This window comes from Peptostreptococcus anaerobius 653-L, assembly GCF_000178095.1.
GTDB lineage: Bacteria > Bacillota > Clostridia > Peptostreptococcales > Peptostreptococcaceae > Peptostreptococcus > Peptostreptococcus anaerobius.
The window spans coordinates 1-19,290 of the sequence record NZ_ADJN01000065.1 but is presented as its reverse complement, the minus strand read 5'-3'; the positions used below and the strand labels follow the sequence as shown (position 1 = coordinate 19,290).

Annotated in this window: 17 protein-coding genes; 1 reads left to right on the top strand and 16 read right to left on the bottom strand. The window is 35.8% G+C overall.

Features of this window, described 5'->3' with window-relative positions; all coding sequences use genetic code 11:
* Positions 1-57: 57 nt before the first annotated feature.
* The 10 genes from HMPREF0631_RS08305 to HMPREF0631_RS08265 form a co-directional block, all read right to left on the bottom strand.
* Positions 58-498: a GatB/YqeY domain-containing protein gene (locus tag HMPREF0631_RS08305; protein ID WP_002844512.1), complete on the bottom strand. Its 441-nt coding sequence runs from the start codon at positions 496-498 to the stop codon at positions 58-60.
* A 23-nt stretch (positions 499-521) separates the two neighbouring features.
* Positions 522-701, bottom strand: coding sequence for a 30S ribosomal protein S21 (rpsU, locus tag HMPREF0631_RS08300; protein WP_002844447.1), 180 nt, complete (start codon positions 699-701; stop codon positions 522-524).
* Positions 702-823: 122 nt separating this feature from the next.
* Positions 824-1,168, bottom strand: coding sequence for a histidine triad nucleotide-binding protein (locus HMPREF0631_RS08295; RefSeq protein WP_002844485.1), 345 nt, complete (start codon positions 1,166-1,168; stop codon positions 824-826).
* A gap of 32 nt (positions 1,169-1,200) precedes the next feature.
* Positions 1,201-1,521, bottom strand: a complete 321-nt coding sequence (locus HMPREF0631_RS08290) for a putative heavy metal-binding protein (protein ID WP_002844513.1) — start codon at positions 1,519-1,521, stop codon at positions 1,201-1,203.
* 176 nt (positions 1,522-1,697) lie between these two features.
* Positions 1,698-2,063, bottom strand: coding sequence for an RNA-guided endonuclease InsQ/TnpB family protein (locus tag HMPREF0631_RS10355; protein WP_330360462.1), 366 nt, complete (start codon positions 2,061-2,063; stop codon positions 1,698-1,700).
* On the bottom strand, positions 2,044-2,868 hold the full coding sequence (locus HMPREF0631_RS08285) for an RNA-guided endonuclease InsQ/TnpB family protein (protein ID WP_002844414.1): 825 nt from the start codon (positions 2,866-2,868) through the stop codon (positions 2,044-2,046). The genes HMPREF0631_RS10355 and HMPREF0631_RS08285 overlap by 20 nt, the downstream gene beginning before the upstream one ends.
* An 84-nt stretch (positions 2,869-2,952) precedes the next feature.
* Positions 2,953-4,281: a tRNA (N(6)-L-threonylcarbamoyladenosine(37)-C(2))-methylthiotransferase MtaB gene (gene mtaB, locus HMPREF0631_RS08280; RefSeq protein WP_002844466.1), complete on the bottom strand. Its 1,329-nt coding sequence runs from the start codon at positions 4,279-4,281 to the stop codon at positions 2,953-2,955.
* A gap of 2 nt (positions 4,282-4,283) precedes the next feature.
* The gene (locus tag HMPREF0631_RS08275) at positions 4,284-5,060 is read right to left on the bottom strand and encodes an RsmE family RNA methyltransferase (RefSeq protein WP_002844420.1); all 777 of its coding nucleotides are present in this window, start codon (positions 5,058-5,060) and stop codon (positions 4,284-4,286) included.
* A gap of 41 nt (positions 5,061-5,101) precedes the next feature.
* Entirely contained in the window at positions 5,102-6,046 is a 945-nt protein-coding gene (gene prmA / locus HMPREF0631_RS08270) for a 50S ribosomal protein L11 methyltransferase (RefSeq protein WP_002844476.1), read from the bottom strand.
* Between the two features lie 10 nt (positions 6,047-6,056).
* Complete coding sequence (locus HMPREF0631_RS08265; protein WP_002844541.1) at positions 6,057-6,884, bottom strand: exodeoxyribonuclease III; 828 nt, start codon at positions 6,882-6,884, stop codon at positions 6,057-6,059.
* Positions 6,885-7,128: 244 nt separating this feature from the next.
* On the opposite strand from HMPREF0631_RS08265, the gene HMPREF0631_RS08260 reads away from it, so the two are divergent.
* Complete coding sequence (locus tag HMPREF0631_RS08260) at positions 7,129-8,286, top strand: acyltransferase (RefSeq protein WP_002844465.1); 1,158 nt, start codon at positions 7,129-7,131, stop codon at positions 8,284-8,286.
* A 193-nt stretch (positions 8,287-8,479) separates the two neighbouring features.
* On the opposite strand, the gene dnaJ is transcribed toward HMPREF0631_RS08260, so the two are convergent.
* From dnaJ to HMPREF0631_RS09590, 6 genes are all read right to left on the bottom strand, one after another.
* Complete coding sequence (gene dnaJ / locus HMPREF0631_RS08255) at positions 8,480-9,634, bottom strand: molecular chaperone DnaJ (protein WP_408634960.1); 1,155 nt, start codon at positions 9,632-9,634, stop codon at positions 8,480-8,482.
* Positions 9,635-9,798: 164 nt separating this feature from the next.
* On the bottom strand, positions 9,799-11,637 hold the full coding sequence (gene dnaK / locus HMPREF0631_RS08250; protein WP_002844504.1) for a molecular chaperone DnaK: 1,839 nt from the start codon (positions 11,635-11,637) through the stop codon (positions 9,799-9,801).
* A gap of 77 nt (positions 11,638-11,714) precedes the next feature.
* A complete protein-coding gene (grpE, locus tag HMPREF0631_RS08245; protein ID WP_002844452.1) occupies positions 11,715-12,350 on the bottom strand; it encodes a nucleotide exchange factor GrpE in 636 nt (211 codons plus the stop codon).
* Between the two features lie 22 nt (positions 12,351-12,372).
* A complete protein-coding gene (gene hrcA / locus HMPREF0631_RS08240; RefSeq protein ID WP_002844483.1) occupies positions 12,373-13,389 on the bottom strand; it encodes a heat-inducible transcriptional repressor HrcA in 1,017 nt (338 codons plus the stop codon).
* 291 nt (positions 13,390-13,680) lie between these two features.
* On the bottom strand, positions 13,681-14,556 hold the full coding sequence (locus HMPREF0631_RS08235) for a YitT family protein (RefSeq protein WP_002844508.1): 876 nt from the start codon (positions 14,554-14,556) through the stop codon (positions 13,681-13,683).
* A gap of 169 nt (positions 14,557-14,725) precedes the next feature.
* A complete protein-coding gene (locus tag HMPREF0631_RS09590) occupies positions 14,726-18,793 on the bottom strand; it encodes a cell wall-binding repeat-containing protein (protein WP_002844472.1) in 4,068 nt (1,355 codons plus the stop codon).
* Positions 18,794-19,290: the final 497 nt, after the last annotated feature.

The following is a 19,290-nucleotide window of genomic DNA, read 5'->3' as shown; positions in this document are numbered from 1 at the left end:
ATTGACACAAAAATACCCTAAGAGCATTGGTATTCAACACTCTTAGGGTATCCTAATTTACAAATTCTTCTTAACAAGTTCGTTTATTTTTCTTCCATCTGCACGTCCGGCAGTTTTAGGCTTTATGGTAGCCATAATCTTGCCCATATCCTTCATTGATGTAGCACCAACTTCAGCTATAGTCTCGATTACAATTTTTTCAAGTTCTTCTTCGCTTAATTGTTGAGGTAGGTATTCTTTCAAAACTTGTATTTCAGATTTTGTTTCTTCAATCAAATCTTCTCTTCCAGCCTTTTCAAATTCTGCTAGAGAATCATTTCTCTGCTTCAATTGCTTGGATATAATATCCATAACAGCAACGTCATCCAATTCTACTCTCTGGTCGACTTCGATTTGCTTGATCGCAGCTCTAACTAATGTTATAACTGACTTTCTGATTGTGTCCTTGTTTTTCATTGAAGACTTTAGGTCTTCTTGTAACTTTTCTTTAAGGGACATTCCCCTTCACCTCTTCTTAAAAACTATCTTTTAGCGTTTTTTCTTCTAGCAGCTTCTGCTTTTTTCTTACGCTTAACACTTGGCTTGTCATAGTGTTCTCTTTTTCTTACTTCTGACATTATGCCAGACATAGCACACTGTCTCTTAAATCTTCTAAGTGCACTATCTAATGATTCATTTTCTCTTACTCTTACTTCTGACATCTGTTTCACCTCCCTGCAATTTAGCGATTTGCATGTCATATAGACTTGCACCATAATATTATAATCTAAAGCCTTTATTTTTTCAAGACTTTTTGAGTATATTTATTAATTAAATCTCTTAATTAATCTGTCACTAGTCTTGTAAGTGGCTTGCCTGCTAGTAGGTGGTAGTGGATATGAGGCACTTCCTGGCCGCCATCCTTGCCACAGTTATTTATTATCCTATAACCATCCTTGGCAAATCCTTCTTGGTCTGCAATCTTTCTTATAGCCCTATGAATATCTGCAATTATATCCATCTCATCCATTGGAATGTCTTCAAGACTGGCATAGTGGGCCTTTGGTACCACTAATATATGCTGTGGTGTAACTGGTGCCATATCCCTAAAAGCCGCCACCCTATCATCTTCATATACCATGTTTGTAGGTATTTCTCCATTAGCTAGTTTACAAAAAATACAATCCATATTTATCATCTCCATATATTTATTATTAATTACTATCTAAGTGTAACTGCAGTTCCTGAACATGTCACCATCAACATACCATTGTCTGCACCTAGTATTTCATAGTCCATCTTCATACCGATTACAGCATGAGCTCCTATACTTGCCGCCCTTTGCTCCATCTCTGCTATGGCTTCTTCCCTAGCTTCTTTTAGCTTGCCCTCATAGCCTTGACTGCGTCCTCCAAAGATATTTCTAAGGCCTGCTCCTATATCTAGTAAAAAGTTAACACCTGATATCACTTCTCCAAATACAATGCCCTTATACTGGTCAATTTCTCTGCCTTCTATATTTCCTGTCGTAGTAACTATCATATCATTACCGTTACTGAAAACTTATAAAAAGTTATAAACTTTTATGTTTCATTCCTACTTCATCGAGCATGCTTTCATACTGAACAAATCCAGATACTACTCACAAGTTCTTGTACTCTCCATAGACGTAAATTCCCGATTAACGCTCGGTACATATCTGTAATAACTTGAAGGTGTTATGATACAGATTGTTGCTTTAAAACATTTTCTCCATATATTTTTAGATTTAAACTTGCTTGAAAATCTCTATCTATGATGTTTCCACATTGGCATTTATAGATTCTATCTGACAGTTTTAAATCTTTTTTAATATTTCCACAACAACTACATAATTTAGAACTTGGAAAAAGCCTATCAGCAATAATTACTGGTATGTTATTAAGTTCAGACTTATATTTAATCTGTCTTCTAAATTCATAAAGCCCTTGTTGCCAAACTGCTTTGGATAAATATTTGTTCTTCATCATTCCACTTACATTCAAATCTTCCATACAGATAAAACTTGGTTTTCGCTTTACGATTTCAGATGTTGCTTGATGTATGTGGTTTTGACGAATATTTGTTAATCGTTTTGCTACCTTTAAAAGTTCTTTTTATAATGTTACTTGTTTTGCAGTAACTTACTCCTTTCTTATTTTTCTCATATCTTCTAGATATACAACGCTGTAACCTGCGTTTTCTTTTTTCTAACTTCTTTACTCTTTGTGTTTTATTTATATTTTTATAAGTATTTTTATCAGAACAAACTGCTAAATCTTTGATACCTAAATCAATTCCGATACCATCATTTAATGGAATAGTAGTAGCATCTTCCACTTCAATTCCAACTGACACATACCAATATAGCCCGTCATAGGTAAAACGTGGATTCACATATTTACAATCAGTTGGTATTCTTCCCTTTTCACAAAGTTTAATCCAATTCAATTTTTGCTTATTCTGTTTTTTACTCATTGAAAACTTTTCAACCTTTACATGAGTATCCGTAAACTGAATCTTAATATTATCTTGATAAAAAGATGGGGTAGAGTGTTTCTTACTCTTAAACTTAGGATATTTGCATTGTCCTTTGAAAAATCTCTTGTAGGTATTACAGGCATCTTTAATTGCTTGTTTTGTTACATTATTGCTTACTTCATTTAGCCATTTATATTCTTGTAGTTTCTTTAACTGTGTAAATTCTTTTCGTAATTCACTATCCGACAAGAATTTATTTCCTTGATTATAGTTATCTTGTTCTCTTGCAATAGCCCAATTGTAAGCAAATCTTGCACATCCAGCATACTGGAACAACTTAGTGCGTTGTTTATTATTTAGATTCAATCTTACTTTTATTGACTTTATCATTACTCATAATTAAACCTCCTTATAGTGTTTATGCTTTCTTCTATCATTAAAAGCTATAAAAGTCGATATATACTTTATAATTTTTTATAATTTATTCTTAACAGTTACATACCTCCTATTATAATATTCACCTATACAATAATCATCCCTTATATCGACTATCTTGGCCTCTAGTATTTGACCCCTTATATCCTTATCAGATTTAACCTTGATCCTGATATAGTTGTCTGATAGGCCCTCATAGTAACCTTCCTTGTCTACTTCCTCAAATAATACGTTAAGAGGTCTGCCTATATATTTCTCAGTATTTTCCTTGAAGTTCTTCTTAGATAGGTTGAGTAAGGCATCACTTCTAAACTGCTTGGCCTGTGGGTCAACCTGGTCTTTCATGCTAGCTGCTGGTGTTCCCTTTCTAGGTGAGTACTTAAATACGTGCATATGCATCAGCTTGATCTCCTTAAGGAACCTTAGGGTCTCTGAGAAGTCCTCATTGGTCTCTCCAGGGAATCCTACAATAACATCAGTAGTCAGCATCACATCTTTAATTCTGTCTCTTAGAGTGTCTACTGTGCGCTTGTATTCTGCTGCTGTATACCTCCTGTTCATCCTCTTTAAGGTTGAATCTGTCCCACTCTGAAGAGAAAGGTGAAAATGAGGTACCAACTTGTCTATCTTGCATATCTCATCTATAAATTCATCAGTAAATAATACCGGCTCGACTGAACTTAGTCTAATCCTCTCAATTCCGTCGATATCATTTACAGCCTTTATCACGTCTAGTATACCTATATCTTCCTTTAGGTCCTTACCATAGGATGCAACGTGTATACCTGTCAATACAACTTCCTTATATCCATTATTGGCAAGTGTAATGATCTCTTCTCTGATCTCATCTATATTTCTTGACCTTATCCTACCCCTTGCATATGGTATGATACAGTAGGTACAGTACCTGTCGCACCCATCCTGAATCTTGATAAAGGCCCTTGTCTTGCCGTTGTTCTGGCTTATTTCAATGGACTCGAACTCCCTAACCTTCATGATATCATCAACTGTACTAAGCTTAGAGTTTGAATCCAACTCTTCTATCCTATCGACTATGGTACGCCTGTCGTTTGTACCCATGACAAGATTTACATCTTCAATCTCAAGTATCTCTTCTGGAGATACCTGTGAGTAGCATCCAACAACCGCTATTATTGATTTTGGGTTCTTCTTTTTGACCCTTCTTATATACTGTCTAGACTTTCTATCAGACATATGCGTTACTGTACAAGTATTTATTACGTATACATCTGCATACTCTTCACTTCCTACATTGGTATAGCCCTTCTTTTCAAACATCTCAAGCATGGCCTCAGTTTCATACTGGTTGACCTTGCATCCCAATGTATAAAATGCTACTTTTTTCAAACTTACATTCCTCCTATATCGCCTAATTCATATAGGCATATACTAGTCGCAACTATTGAGGCTGTCTCTGTCCTAAATATCCTAGGACCCATCTTTACTGAGTGTCCTCCTGCTTCTTTTACCTTGGCATTTTCATCTTCAGTAAATCCACCCTCTGGCCCTATAAAAATACCTATAGTTGCTGACTTGTTTTCTTTTATTATTTGCTGTATGCCCTCAGACCTTAATAGGTCTTTGATACCCAAAGAACCTTCCTCTTCATAGGGCATTATATTTATGTCGTTGACCTCCATATCCCTAAGGGCCTCTTTAAATGAATATATACCCTTTAAGTCTGGTATTATACCCCTCTTTGACTGTTTGGCTGCTTCGTATACTATCCTCTGCCACCTGTCCAACTTCTTTTCTGATTTTTTATCATCTATATTCACAACAGACCTAGCAGTATTTACAAGTATAATTTCAGCTACACCACACTCAGTCAATTTCTGTAGTATTATCTCCATTTTTGTAGACTTTGGAAGGCCTTGGTATAACTTGATCCTTATAGGGCTCTCCCTATCTACATCTTTTTCTTCAATTATCGACAATCCTATCTCAGTCTTATCCATAGAATCAATCCTACAGATATACTCCTTGTTTTGACCATCACACACTTCTAGTTCATCGCCAACACTATACCTTAGCACCTTGGATATATGCTTTACATCATCACCCAATATGACTAGGTTCCTAGCTTGTGTGTCAATATTTTCCCTATCTACAAAAAACCTATCCATACTATCTCCTAACTGAAAAGTTTATTATCTACCATCTCAAATTAGCTAGCTACTATACAAGACCATTCGCCCTTTTTATTTACCTGAATATCCTTAAATCCATTCTCTTCTAGACAAGCAACAACCTCGTCAACCTTGTCAAGTATGATTCCAGAAGATATAAACTTACCACTATCCTTAAGGAATGACCTGACATCCTTTGTAAGGAACATCACTATATCAGCCATTATATTAGCGACAACGACATCAGCCTTTTTTGATGGGTCTATATCATCAGCTAGGTTACCCTTGATAGCTGTCATATTTGATCCTACATGGTTTTTGTCGATATTCTCTTTAGCTACCTTTACAGCAACCTCATCTATGTCTATGCCGATTACTTCCTTTGCTCCTAGTTTGGCCGCGCATATACCAAGAATACCACTTCCACAACCTATATCGAATACGACTGAGTCTTCCTTGACATATTTTTCAAGATTTTCTATACACATACTTGTTGTTTCATGGTTGCCTGTACCAAATGCCATACCTGGGTTTAGTTCAACGACTATTTCCTGATTTTTGACTTCATAATCTTCCCATTCAGGCTTTATAACTATCCTGTCTCCAATAAGGGTAGGCTTGTAATATTTCTTCCAATTATTAGCCCAGTCCTCTTCCTTGACTTGACCAGTAGTTACAGTTCCCTCACCAACATCTAAGCCACAGTCGCCTAGCTCCTGAATTCTCAGCCTTGTGTCTTCTATAAATTTAAGGACATTTTTTTCATCTGATATATATGTCTTGATGTACACTACATCTTCATCTTCCCTGAAAAGCTCCCTTTCAGCATAGTCCCAATCATAGTCATGGGCCTTTTGCTGGTAAAAGTCCTTAGGGTCATCTATCATAGCACCCTGGGCACCATTTTCAAACAGTATGTTTGTAATAGCCTCAACAGCCTCAGTAGTAGTACTAATTGTTACCTCTATCCAAATATCGCTCATATCTTACCTCCTATAAATTGATATCCATAAGAATTGGAGTATGGTCCTGTCTAGGTCCAGAGTCCACCATTATTGATGATTCAACCCTGTCTGCCACTCTTTCACTCACTAGCCAGTAGTCAATTCTCCAGCCTGTATTGTTTATCTTGCTAGTCTTGACCCTCTGAGCCCACCAAGAATAGGCCCCTTCTACCATTCCATTCTTATGACGGAATGTATCTACAAATCCAGCCCCAAGCAGGTTGGTAAATCCAGCCCTTTCTTCATCTGTAAATCCAGGTGACATATGGTTGCTGGCTGGGTTGGCAAGGTCTATCTCATTGTGGGCAACATTGTAGTCCCCACAAGCAAGAACTGGCTTATCTTCATCCAGTGTCTTTAGGTATTCCATATATTTACAGTCCCAAACCTGTCTTTCCTCAAGTCTCCTAAGTCCATCTCCAGCATTAGGTGTATATACCTGAGTCACATAACAATCATCAAGTTCAAGCGTTATTATCCTTCCTTCAAAGTCCATAGTTGTAGGTGCCCCTATTTCAGGATAACTCACCTTGACATTCATCCCCTTCTTATACAGGAACATAGTACCAGCATATCCCTTTCTAGCCGGTTCTACTGAAGACCTGTAGACGTACTCATAGTCTGGTAGCATCTCCTCAATAATCTCTATATGCTTTTTTGTAAGCCCCTTAACAGATAACTTAGTCTCCTGAAGACCTATTATGTCCGGATCTAGGTCTATTATAGTCTTTAGCACCTCTCTAGATAAGAGTGCCCTAGCTGAATCACTTGTAAGTGCAGCATTTAATGAATCTATGTTCCAAGAAATTAATCTCATTTGTTTATTACAACCTCCATTTACGTTTTATTATTCAACAGTATATCCTAAGTCAATTATATATTTTATACCCAAGATTTTCAACTTTAATATATCTAAGTCTCTTATAAATTCCTTTTAAATAGATGCTTTCTATTAGAATTTTCAATTTTTTTGACAATTACCCTTTTATTTGCTAATTAAAATGCTATAATATAAAGTGGGATAAATTTAATTCAATAAATTAATTAGAAAGGATTTAGAAATGCATAATATTTCAACAGACTCACAAAAGCCAACTCCGAGTATCCTTAGGAAACAAGATAAAAAACACAGCAAAAATAAGATCTTGTATTTGGAGTTTTTGAGAGGGTTTGCTATTTTCTTCGTTATCTTCAACCACACAGGCACAAATGGATTTAACTTATTTTCAACATACCAACCAGCATCCTTACAGTTCTGGATAAGCCTTGGTGTTGCCATTTTCTGTAAGTTTTCAGTTCCTGTATTCTTTGCTATCTCAGGTGCCCTGGCACTTGGAAAAGATCCGGAACCACTTGGAAGATTATGGAGAAAAAAAATCCTCAAATTTTTACTTATACTTATAATTATATCATTGATATACTACCTAGAACTTATCTACAAGGCAAATGGCAACAAGCTAATTCTGGAAAAGGGTTGGATAAATGACTTCATTTTAAAACTTTATTCGGGTGATGTCCGTACACACTTGTGGTATATGTATGCATTTATAGCCTACCTGATAGGTCTGCCATTTCTGCAGTCGCTTGTCAAACACCTAGAAGACAAACACTACTACTATATGGTTGCTATTTGCTTGCTTATGAATGCTCTTGTACCTATTACACAGTTTTTTGTAAATAATGAGGCCTTTAGACTAAGCAGTGACTTCAGTATAGGTTGGATTTGTACAAACGTAGTGATCTACCCTTGCCTAGGCTATTATATACACAAGAAACTTGAAATTAAACATAGGCTATTGACTCCTATTATACTTTGGATTGTCAATATAGGCTGTATTTCAATAGCCTCATATGTGACATACTTGAGGGCAATGGATACAAAAACATTCGATATAGAGGCCTACCACTATTCTTTCTTGGTTATAAATATGATATGTGTATATATCACTGGCAAACTTTTATTAGAGAATAGAAAAATACCTAGACTCTTGTCTAAGTATATAAGGTCTTTGGGTTCATGCACTTTTGGAATCTACCTACTTCATATGATAGTAAAGGACCAGGAAATATTCACGGACTTTTTAAACTATATGATATCTCTTGGACTAGATAAACTTATAGCCGTATTGGTTTATGTTTATGTATTGATGATAGTAAGTTGGATTATTACCTTTATCCTCAGCAAGATACCTCTACTAAAAAAACTAGTCGGTTTTTAATATTACAAGAAAAATCCTAACACCTATCCTCAAAGATATAGCCTAGAGTTAAACTTTCTAGCTATAAGAGGATATTTGTTAGGATTATATTTATGCTTTTATTTATTGTTTTTTAATACTCTTACTTATGATTTTATCTATACTCATATATAAAATTTTATCCTCAAGCTAGGTCTAAGCCCAGCCTTGAGCTTCATTTAGTGAAGAAGTCTTCAACCTTTTGTCCAAATGTCTTCTTATTTCCCTTTGGATTATTTATTGCAACCCCATCCTTAGAATCACCAGCAAACTGTCTCAATAAATCTGCTTGCTTGTCTGTTACCTTCTTTGGTATTTGTACATCGACCTTGACGTACTGGTCACCCCTTCTTGATGAATTTACGTGCTGTATACCCTTAGATTTTAGCCTAAAGACTGTACCTGGCTGAGTACCTGCTGGAACTGTATACTTGACATCTCCATCAACTGTTGGTACCTGTATATCATCACCAAGTGTAGCCTGTACAATTGATACTGGTATAGTAATATAAACATCATAACCATCTCTTATAAATACATCATGTGGTCTGACATTTATTACTACAAGTAGGTCACCCCTTGGAGCGCCCTTTTCACCATATTCACCTTGACCAGATACTCTTATAATCTGACCATCATCTATACCTGCAGGTATATCAACTTCTATCGTCTTAGTCTTTCTTGTGTATCCCTTGCCCTTACACTTAGAACATGGAGTTTCTATTTTCTCTCCTGTACCATGGCAGTCTGGACACTCTCTTTGAGTAGCTATATTACCAAACATAGTCTGTTTGATATCTCTTATAGTACCTGATCCACCACAAGTCGAACAAGTCTTCTTAGAAGTTCCTGGTTTACATCCACTACCATGACACTCGTCACACTCTTCATTTCTATTTATTTTTACAGATATTTTCTTTCCAAATGCAGCTTCCATAAAATCAATTGTAACATTCTGTCTGATGTCGGCTCCTCTTACCGGACCACGTCTAGTATATCCGCCACCGAATCCACCAAAGCCACCTGATCCTCCAAAAACATCTCCGAACATATCGAAAATATCTTCAAAGCCACCGGCACCTCCACCGAATCCGCCAAAGCCACCAGCTCCTCCAAAGCCACCTTGGCCATTTACTGCATCTGCTCCGTATTGGTCGTATATCTTTCTCTTGTCTGCATCTGAAAGTACTTCGTAGGCTTCATTTATTTCTTTAAATTTCTCTTCGGCCTCTTTATCACCTGGATTCTTATCAGGATGGTACTTCATCGCAAGTTTTCTATATGCTTTTTTGATTTCTTTCTCATCAGCAGTTTTAGACACTCCAAGCATCTCATAATAATCTTTATTTGCCAAAACTTACACCTGCCTCCCCTTATTTAACAACAATAGCTTGCGGTTATCCACAAGCCATTGTCTTATTTCTACCTATACAATTATAGGATATATTTTTTATAAAGTCTACTAGTTATTAGACACTTACACTATCCTACTAATTATTTGTCATCAACTTCTGTAAAGTCAGCATCTACAACATTATCGTCCTTTGGCTGATCACCTGCCTGCTGGTCTGCTCCTGCCTGCTGTGCTGCCTGAGCCTGTGCATATAGGTCCTGAGATATCTTCTGGAACTTAGCCAACAACTCTTCAACTGCTGCGTTTATTTCTTCAACTGTAGATTCTTCCTTATCCTTAACTTCTCTTACCTTGGCTACTAGAGATTCTATTTCTGATTTTTCATCAGCCTTGATATTTTCACCAAGTTCAGCAAGAGTCTGCTCTGTCTGATATGCTAAAGATTCAGCGTGGTTTACAGCTTCTATCTTTTCCTTCTTTTTCTTATCTGCTTCTGCGTTTGCTTCTGCTTCTCTTACCTTCTTTTCTATTTCTTCTTCTGACATATTAGTGTTAGAAGTTATTGTTATCTTCTGTTCCTTACCAGTTCCTAGGTCCTTAGCTGTTACGTTTACTATACCGTTGGCATCTATATCGAAAGTTACTTCTATCTGAGGTACTCCTCTCTTTGCTGGTGGTATATTTGTAAGCTGGAATCTACCAAGAGTAGTGTTATCGTATGACATAGCTCTTTCACCCTGTAGTACATGGATATCAACTGCTGTCTGGTTGTCAGCTGCTGTAGAGAATACCTGTGACTTCTTAGTTGGTATTGTAGTATTTCTTTCTATAATCTTTGTAAATACATTACCTAGAGTTTCAATACCTAGTGAAAGTGGAGTTACGTCTAGTAGAAGTATGTCGTTAACTTCACCTGTTAGGACACCTGCCTGTACTGCTGCACCTGCAGCAACACACTCGTCTGGGTTGATACCCTTGTGTGGTTCCTTGCCTATGAACTTCTGTACTGCTTCCTGTACTGCTGGTATTCTTGTTGAACCACCAACTAGTAGGACATCGTCTATTTCAGAAACTGATATACCAGCATCCTTGATAGCCTGTTCAGTTGGTCCCATAGTATCAGCAACTAACTTAGCTGTAAGTTCGTTGAACTTTGCTCTTGTAAGGTCAAGGTTCATATGCTTTGGACCCTCTGCTGTAGCAGTTATGAATGGTAGGTTGATGTTAGAAGACATTGTAGAAGATAGTTCCTTCTTAGCCTTTTCTGCAGCTTCTTTTAATCTCTGAAGGGCCATATTGTCATTTCTTAGGTCTACTCCTTCAGCCTTCTTGAATTCTTCTGCTAGGTAGTCAACTATAATCTGGTCAAAGTCGTCTCCACCTAGTCTGTTGTTACCAGCAGTTGCAAGTACTTCAAATGTACCATCACCTATTTCAAGGATAGATACGTCGAATGTACCACCACCTAGGTCGAATACAAGTATCTTCTTTTCCTCTTCAATCTTGTCAAGACCGTAAGCTAGTGATGCTGCTGTTGGCTCATTTATAATTCTCTTAACATCAAGACCAGCTATCTTACCAGCATCCTTTGTAGCCTGTCTCTGGGCATCTGTAAAGTAGGCTGGAACTGTAATTACAGCTTCAGTTACCTTTTCACCTAGGTAGCTCTCTGCATCTGCCTTTAACTTCTGTAGGATTACAGCTGATATTTCCTGTGGAGTGTAGCTCTTTGAATCTATATTAACCTTGTAGTCAGTACCCATGTGAGTCTTTATTGATGATATAGTTCTGTCTGCATTTGTTACAGCCTGTCTCTTTGCTGGTTCACCAACTATTCTTTCTCCATCCTTAGTGAAAGCTACAACTGATGGAGTTGTTCTCATACCTTCGTTGTTTGGTATTATTGTAGGTTCTCCACCCTCTAATACTGCAACACATGAATTTGTTGTACCTAAATCTATTCCTATTACTTTACTCATTTTATTACCTCCAAATATTATCTTATTTTACCTTTTAAATATTGTTTTTTATTTTTATTATTTTTGTCTACTTTATCCTAGCATGAAACCTTTACCATGCTAGCCCTGATGACTTTTTTGCCTAGCTTGTAACCCGGCTGTAATTCCATCAAAATCTTGCCCGCCTCATGGTCAGGACTTTCTTCCTGCATAACTGCCATATGTAAATTCGGGTCAAAATCTACACCAACCTGAGCATCTATCTTTTCAAGACCAGATTTTTTTAGAGCTTCAACTATCTGAAGCCTTATCATATCTACTCCCTTATATAAGCTGTCTTCCTTATCTTCAACAGCATTAAGAGCTCTTTCAAAGTTGTCTAGAACTGGCAATAGTTCATTCATTACTTTTTCATTGGCATATAAGGCAATTGTGTCCTTTTCTTCAGATGTCCTTCTCCTAAAATTTGCATATTCTGCATTTAATCTCTTTAGGGCATCCTCCTTTTCAGCCAATTTGTTCTCTAGTGATTTAATCTTAAAAGCAGGTTCCATGTCATCTTGTTCTTCTTCAAGATTTTCCTCTTCCTGATCTTGAACACCTTCTTCCACACTTATTTGATCACTATCTACTGTCACTGTTTCTTCAGTTTCAATACTTTCTTCTTGACTCATTTCTTCTTTATTTTTCAATTCTTCTTTGTTCTTCAATTCTTCCTTGTTCTTGTTTTCCACATCTACACCCCTCTAAGTTTTATCAATTACCATCCAGCAACAAACTCATATAATTTAATATAGAGTATATTTTCGAATAGTCCATCCTAGTAGGACCGATAAAGGATATCTTGCCCTGCAGGTTGTCCTGTACATTATAAGTTGCTGTAATAATACTCAAATCCTTACTCATATCATCTTGTGAATTGCCTATTACTATATTAAGATTATCCTTTTGGATACCCTTAGTATCAATTATTCTAGCGACCTCATCTTTTTCTTCCAACATATTAAGGAATGACTTGGCCCTGACCATATCATTGAACTCAGGATAGTTAAATATGTTTGTTGTACCATTTAACTTAATCTTGTATCCCCTGTTATCCATACTAGAATTAAGAAGATTGATTAAATCATCTACTATCTCTGAGTACTCACCTATCTCATATTTTATATAGGATATCATATCGTCATCTAGTTCTGTAATTTTCTTACCTTCCAATTTATTAGAAAGGCTATTGGATATTACATTCAATTTTGATTGAGGTAGATCAACCAAGGTATTAAACTCTTGGGATTTTATCTCACCATCATCTGCTACTACTATAAGAAGTATCTTCTCAGGAGACAAATTAACTAACTGTATATACTTTATAGTATGTTTTAGTCTCTCATCATCATACACTGCTATAGTTGTGTAATTTGTCAACCTAGAAAGGATCTTGGACAATTCACCAAGCAGGCTGTCCATATTCTTAAAGTTGCCTTGAATACATCCTCTTAGAATTTCTTTTTCATGGTCCTCCAGCTCAGTTGACCCCATCAAAGAATCAACATACAACATATATCCCTTCTGAGTAGGTATCCTACCAGAAGAAGTATGAGGCTGAACTAGATATCCCATATCTTCTAGGTCTGACATCTCATTTCTGATAGTCGCTGCCGATACACCCAAACTATATTTTTTAGATATAGTCCTCGAACCAACAGCTTCTGCTGTCTCGATGTAGTCTTTCACTATGGCTTTTAAAATATTTAATTGTCTGTCGCTTAGATCCATACTACCACCCCATTTACTATATTAACGACGGTTCAAAAATTTAGCCCGTCCCTATCTTAACTTACATGATGTTTTTTCTTGTTATTATCACTCACTATCGAAGAGTGCTAAAAACTTCTTAACTATGTTATATCATGTTTGAGTCAATTTGTAAATACCTTTTTTGAAAAAAGTTTTTATTTTTCGACTAGCCCATCTGAAAATAAGATCAAAATAAATAAACAACTATACAAAAAAATGAACTAGCCTATTGACTAGTCCAAATTTAATTGTATTATATATTGCTGGTATTTAATTATCCAAGCTAGCATGGTTATTTGTAAAAACATCCGCTATCTCACTGATTGTTATAAATGCATTGGGATCAAGATTGTGTACAATGTTTTTTGCTTTTATAATCTGGAACCTGTTTAGTACAATGTATATTATGGATTTTCTTGCATCTGAGTAGTAGCCCTTACCATCCATAATAGTAATCCCCTCTTCAAATTCCAAAGACAATTGTTCACAGATTACGTCGGCCTTTTGAGTTACTATCATAAGTGACTTTGACCTATCTATACCGTCAACTATAAAGTCTATGGTCTTTAGGGCTGCCATATAGGTAACTATTGAGTATAATGGAAGTACCCAACTACTCAGTATAAGACCACATACTACATAGAGTATCACATTGTATACCATAACAAAAATACCTACCGTAACTCCTAACTTCTTGGAAAATATAACAGCCATTACTTCGATGCCATCCATAGCTCCACCATACCTGAGGGCAATACCGCTACCGGTACCAGATATCATACCTCCAAACAAGGCGCATAATAATAGGTCTGAACCGGCTAGAGGAGATACTACACTCACATCAATAGGTGACACCTCCGTTATATACCAGGCTGCTATAGAGTAGACCATGACAGCATATACTGCATAAACTGTAAATTCCCTACCCTGTTTTTTAAGACCGAACATGAATAGGGGTATATTTAGCAGAATCAGGAAAAATGACAGACTCATATAGGGTGGTGTCATCTGTGACAAGAGCATAGATGTTCCTGATATACCACTGTCGTATAATTTTACTGGTGCCAAAAATATAGTCACCCCAAAGGCATTTACAATACCGGCTATAGTTAAATATATAAAGTTTTTTAAATCAATCTTATCCATAAGCATTCCCCTTTTCTGAATCTCTATATTATTATATCATATTTATAAGAGCTATTTAAATACGCCTCCTTATTTTTTATATATCTCCTATTTTAGAGCATTCTATTTAGAACAATATATACAACATGAAAAAAGAACTCAGGGTCCCCCCAAGCTCTTTCTTTTTACTTTATTTACTTAGTTCATTAAGAACTCTATCACTTACCATACTTGTACCACCAATTGCAGTTATCTTATCGATTTTTGATTTAGCGATATGGTCTCTTAGTGATTTTGGTGCGCTGTTTGCTTGTGTTAATAGGATTGGCATATTTAACATTCCGCCTACTGGTCCTATTACTAGTGCATCCATCCAATGTTCTCCATTTGCAACAAATGCTTTGTTTGAAGTTTTTAATCCTTTGGATGCTATTTCTATAGCTGTTTCGTATCTTGTTTTACCACTTAATCTTTCTGCCACTACTGGTAGTGATTTTTCTAGTGATTTTGATACTGAGCCATAGCCACCTACAATGGATACCTTCTTTACACCAATTTCTGTAATAGCATCTGAAATTGATTTTGGTATACTATTTGATTTCACTAATAGTATTGGATAGCCTTCTCTTGCTGCGTATGGACCAACTGCTAATGCATCTGCGAAAACTTCACCTGATGCTATCACTGCATGGTCAGTTTTTCCAGTTATTTTTGCTAATCTTCTTGCAACCTGTGCTGATGTTTCATATCTATCTTTTCCAGAAATTCTTTCTACGCCATCTTTGTCGAATTTAGATAGTTGATTTAATGCTCCATCTGAAACTGAAGATTTGCCTCCAATAACAGTAACATTATGTGCTCCAAGTCTTTTAATCTCTGCAGCTACTCTTGAATCTAAATTATTTGAGTTTGTTAATAGAATAGGTGCTTTAAGTTGCTTTGCAAGTGCTGATGCTGCCATTGCGTCTGGGAAGTTTGAAGCATCTACTATTATTACTCTTTCAGCTTGTCCAAAGTATTTCTTAGAAATTTCGATTGCTGTATCAACTCTATTTTTTCCATTAACTCTGTCTGGAGTTGATGGTTTTGTTGGTTTTGTTGGAGTTGTACCACCTGGAGTATTTCCTCCTGGAGTTGGTTTTTGTTTTTGAGTTATTGTTTGATCTGGAGTTAAAGTGTTTGTAGATTTATCTGGATATGTTAAAGATACAGATCCATCATTTCCTACTTCTACCTTGGCAGCTTTTGGATTCTTTTCTTTAACTTTCTTTTCTACTTCTGCTTTCTCTTCTTTTGTTAAAGCTTTTTTGTCTTTAACTTCTGTTTTATCTGGCTTTTGAGCTGGGTTCTTTTCAGCATCTGTTTGACCTTTTTTTACGACAGTTAAAGTAGGAGCTAATTTAGCAGTTCGCCCTCCTCTTGTTATTGTAACTTCTCCCTTATCATTTACAGAGATTTGATTATCAGATAGATCTTGGTTTGCAGTTTTAACTGCGGCTTTAACAGCCTTTTGTTCATCAGCCGTTAAGGATTTAGGATTTGCTACTTCTACTACTGCCGGATTTTTAGCATAGATTCTGCTTACTACATATACTTTTTTGCCTTCTACAACTGATGGTGTATTTCCAGCTTCATCGAATAAGAAAGTATATCCTTTAAATATCTCTGGATTTTCCTTATTATATCCAATAGTAGCTGGTTTAAGTTCTTGTCTATCAAGTCCTACTGATTTTGATCCCAATACTATTCTATATACATTTGTATAAGTTATTGTTGTTTTATCTTCAGTCCTGTCTGTACGAACAAGTTCATATCCTGGAATATCTGAAACTCCATCATTGTCAGATTTGTTTCCTTCTGCTGGTTTTTTTAATTCAATGAATTTTCCACCAGCTGTTTCTTGTACCCATTTTGTAACTACTTTTTTAGGATTATTCTTTGCTTTTACTCTCACTTCATCAGAAAGTGTACTGTTTTTTTCAGCTTGTGCTTTTACTTCGCTTCCATCTTTAACTTGATTTGCAGGAATAGTTACAAGACCTGTTTTTGGGTCTATTTTTATAGATGGGTCAGTTACTTTTAGCAATTTCCATTGTCCCTTTGCATCCTTTGTTACTTCAAGCTTGTGTTCATTATCCTTTTCATCAGTATATGTGATTAGAACACCAGCAACGTCTTTATCAGTTGGTGGTGTTACTTTTACACTTCCATCGTCATTTGCTTCTACTTTTGGTGCTGGAACGACTGGTGTTTGAGTTTGTTTGTCTTTTTCAGTCCAAGTCCAAGTACCTGTAAATACGTTTTTATCTTCCTCTTTATTAACAGTTAATTGATCCTTGTCCCATTTTACAAATGTCCAAGTACCAACTTTACCGTCGATTGTTTCTTCAACATCTCTAAATGGAGGTTGGCTTATAGGATTAACTGTTGAACCAATATAGTTAGTTGTATCTTGACGTTTTTGATCCTTTACACCTTTAGGTAGTTTATGATTTGACTTAACAACCTTATCATCACCGACTATAGATGGATCAATTTTAAATGCATGACTAACTCTAGCAGTTTGAGTTTCAGTTAAAATCCACTTACCAACTAATTTGTTTTCTTCATCATTTGCAGATACTTTGGCCTTAGCTTCTGTTAATTTTGTATCTCCACGATACCAACTTTCAAACTTCCAAGTACCTTGTAGATCTCCAGTACTAACTGTTTGTTCTTGATATGTTGGTAAATCAATATCGCTTCCTACATATTTACCAGTTTGTTTAGCTGGGACAGTAGGTTCAAATTTACTCTTAAGAACAGATGTTTGGATTTCTTCTGTTAGTTTCTTACTGTTGTAGAACTTAAATGAGAATTCAACATCTTTCTTTTCATCTTCAGTAAATGTCCACTTACCAACGAATTTGTTTTCGCCAGCAGCTTTTACAGTTGTTCCAGTTAATTTGGTGTTACCATTATACCAACCAGCAAACTTCCAAGTACCTTGTTTATCTCCATTAGTACCCTTAACTTTTGTATTAACAGCTGGTGTGGTAGGAAGAGTTATATTTTGTTCGATATAGTATGTTTTGCCATCAGTTGGTTTAACTGGGAATTTATTTAATTCACCTGATACTATAGGAAGTGTTTTTCCTTGCATATCTTTGAATTCATAAGTTACACCATGCTTACCAGCTTCTGTAAATTCCCAAACTCCAGTAAACTTGTTTGGTCCAGATTTTGTAACAGAAAGTTTATTAGTTTCTTTATCTCCAACTTTCCATTTTTTGAAAGTCCAGTTGCCAACTACAACTTCTTTACTTTCTCTAGTTCCCTTAACAGGAACTGGGGCAAAAGTTGTTGGGTCAGCAGTTACTTCAGTTTGAACATCATATTCCTTATCGTCTGGTTTTGTTGGCATCCCTTCAGTTGGAAGAGTTTTTCTATCTGTACCAGAAACAAATTCGTAAGTTACAGTGCCTTTTTCTTTTACATATTGTGCTGTAAAAGTAAGTTTTTGTTCTTTTCCAAGTTTATCTGAAGCAATTTTATTATCAGATCCAATTGCATTATCAGGATTCATTTTCCATGGGGCTTTATTATTTATCTTCCAAGTATCTTGAGAATCTTGTTTTACAGTATATATTGGGAAGGGTACATTTTGTTCACTTCCATCAGCCTTCGTACCCTTTAACTTCTTAGCACCCATATCAATTTTTGTATTATCTGGATTTACTGCATATACAACTTCTCTCTTGTTACCAGCAAACTCTCCTCTGTCATTTCCAGAGTCATCAGCAGTGAACATAACAGCTACATATCCATCTGGGAATACATCTGCATGTTCTTGTGGTCCTTTGATGTCATCAATCTTTTTATAAATAAACTCAACAGTGTACTTACCATTTGTAGTGTAAGTTGCTTTTTCACTTGATGAAGGTACTGGATTTGTCTTAACTGTTTTAATCTCATAACCGATAAATTTTGGTGCCTTTGTAGTGTCTAAATGATCATTAGAAATTACTGCTCCATCTTTGCCTTCTGCAGTAGCTGGGTAGTTTTCTTTAACAATCTTAACACTTGGGCTAAGAGTTGTTAAATCATTTTTAGTTTCATCAAGATATTTATATTTAACGTAAGCCTTACCATTTGTTATTCTAGTTTCACTTTTTGGTTTATTTATTCCAGTTTGCGTTGCACCTGCCAATACGTTTGCAGGTAACGTGCCAAATATAAATGAAAAAACTAAAACTAGAGACAATAGTCTTTTTTTCATTTTAAACCTCCTATTAATTAAGTTATGTTTTCAAATTTAATGATTATAGGAAGGACTACTAATTCTATCCCATAATCATCCTTGTCATATTATCTTACACTTTGAGTGTCAGTTTTAGATAGGTAATCTTTGTGAGATATAGTTATTACTAAAACGTTTCCTTTCTTTAATTCTCCATTATTTTTTTCGTCTTAAATTTGATTTTTAATATCATTTGGTTTATAAGAATGTGCTTCTTTATCACCAATAAGTTTACTTGCTTTTTCAACTGCTTCTTTTAGCTTATCAGATGTCAACTGTTGTAGCCTTTTCTGCTTTACCAGATACTTTCTTTTCTCCAGTTTTGATTGGATTGATAGTTGGCTCTGGTAGTTGTTGTCTTTCTACAGCTTTAGCTGTTACTGGTTGAGATTCTTTCTCACCTCCTTCTGCTCCTGTAACTGCTAAATTTATTTTATTAGTTTTTTATTCAGATGTCAAGACAATCTCTTCATTTT

Excerpts from the sequence above, each read along its gene's own strand:
- HMPREF0631_RS08305 (WP_002844512.1), bottom strand. The coding sequence starts at position 498 with ATGTCCCTTAAAGAAAAGTTACAAGAAGACCTAAAGTCTTCAATGAAA.
- rpsU (WP_002844447.1), bottom strand. The coding sequence starts at position 701 with ATGTCAGAAGTAAGAGTAAGAGAAAATGAATCATTAGATAGTGCACTT.
- HMPREF0631_RS08295 (WP_002844485.1), bottom strand. The coding sequence starts at position 1,168 with ATGGATTGTATTTTTTGTAAACTAGCTAATGGAGAAATACCTACAAAC.
- HMPREF0631_RS08290 (WP_002844513.1), bottom strand. The coding sequence starts at position 1,521 with ATGATAGTTACTACGACAGGAAATATAGAAGGCAGAGAAATTGACCAG.
- HMPREF0631_RS08285 (WP_002844414.1), bottom strand. The coding sequence starts at position 2,868 with ATGATAAAGTCAATAAAAGTAAGATTGAATCTAAATAATAAACAACGC.
- HMPREF0631_RS08275 (WP_002844420.1), bottom strand. The coding sequence starts at position 5,060 with ATGGATAGGTTTTTTGTAGATAGGGAAAATATTGACACACAAGCTAGG.
- prmA (WP_002844476.1), bottom strand. The coding sequence starts at position 6,046 with ATGAGCGATATTTGGATAGAGGTAACAATTAGTACTACTACTGAGGCT.
- HMPREF0631_RS08265 (WP_002844541.1), bottom strand. The coding sequence starts at position 6,884 with ATGAGATTAATTTCTTGGAACATAGATTCATTAAATGCTGCACTTACA.
- HMPREF0631_RS08260 (WP_002844465.1), top strand. The coding sequence starts at position 7,129 with ATGCATAATATTTCAACAGACTCACAAAAGCCAACTCCGAGTATCCTT.
- dnaJ (WP_408634960.1), bottom strand. The coding sequence starts at position 9,634 with ATGCTTGGAGTGTCTAAAACTGCTGATGAGAAAGAAATCAAAAAAGCA.
- dnaK (WP_002844504.1), bottom strand. The coding sequence starts at position 11,637 with ATGAGTAAAGTAATAGGAATAGATTTAGGTACAACAAATTCATGTGTT.
- hrcA (WP_002844483.1), bottom strand. The coding sequence starts at position 13,389 with ATGGATCTAAGCGACAGACAATTAAATATTTTAAAAGCCATAGTGAAA.
- HMPREF0631_RS08235 (WP_002844508.1), bottom strand. The coding sequence starts at position 14,556 with ATGGATAAGATTGATTTAAAAAACTTTATATATTTAACTATAGCCGGT.
- HMPREF0631_RS09590 (WP_002844472.1), bottom strand. The coding sequence starts at position 18,793 with ATGAAAAAAAGACTATTGTCTCTAGTTTTAGTTTTTTCATTTATATTT.